Origin of the sequence: Bacteroides sp. 51 (assembly GCF_010500965.1) — a bacterium.
GTDB lineage: Bacteria > Bacteroidota > Bacteroidia > Bacteroidales > Bacteroidaceae > Bacteroides.
In genome coordinates this window covers 1-379 of record NZ_QVMI01000136.1, presented here as the reverse complement: position 1 = coordinate 379, position 379 = coordinate 1, and the positions used below count along the sequence as shown (strand labels likewise).

The 379-nt window shown below is 41.7% G+C and carries 1 protein-coding gene and 1 pseudogene; one reads left to right on the top strand and one right to left on the bottom strand.

Annotated elements, in window-relative coordinates; all coding sequences use genetic code 11:
- Window positions 1-162 carry a hypothetical protein gene (locus D0T87_RS23850; RefSeq protein WP_163178671.1) on the bottom strand — a complete coding sequence of 54 codons (162 nt, stop codon included), beginning with the start codon at window positions 160-162 and terminating at the stop codon, window positions 1-3.
- A gap of 43 nt (window positions 163-205) precedes the next feature.
- Between D0T87_RS23850 and D0T87_RS24820 the strand changes: the two are divergent.
- Window positions 206-310: pseudogene (locus D0T87_RS24820) on the top strand (clindamycin resistance transfer factor BtgB); the annotation flags it as partial.
- Window positions 311-379: the final 69 nt, after the last annotated feature.

Genomic DNA, 379 nt, shown 5'->3' with positions numbered 1-379 from the left:
TCAATCCCACTCCCCCCTTGCACATAGTCCAAATAAGCCGTCCCCTCTTTCACGGCCGTGACGGCCGTTTTGGTCGCGGCCTACCACTTTACTTGTTCCGTAGTCATATACGTGGTGTGTACAGAATATTGGCTTTTTGTTGTAAATGATCTCTGTATTCATTGCGTTCATCTTTTGTATCAGGAATAATACCTGTCAGACTTTCTACCAACGCCAACTAACTGAAACCTTTGAGTACTATAACACGATGAAGAACGGCAGTATATCCGAACAACTTAATATGCAGGAACGCCAGATTTCCGATGAAAGAATATCTTGCCAATCTGTGATATATGTACTAATCCGTTCTTTCTTTGGATATTAGTAAATGGTACTGTTG

Coding starts and splice junctions, on each gene's coding strand:
- D0T87_RS23850 (WP_163178671.1), bottom strand. CDS start 162: ATGAATACAGAGATCATTTACAACAAAAAGCCAATATTCTGTACACAC.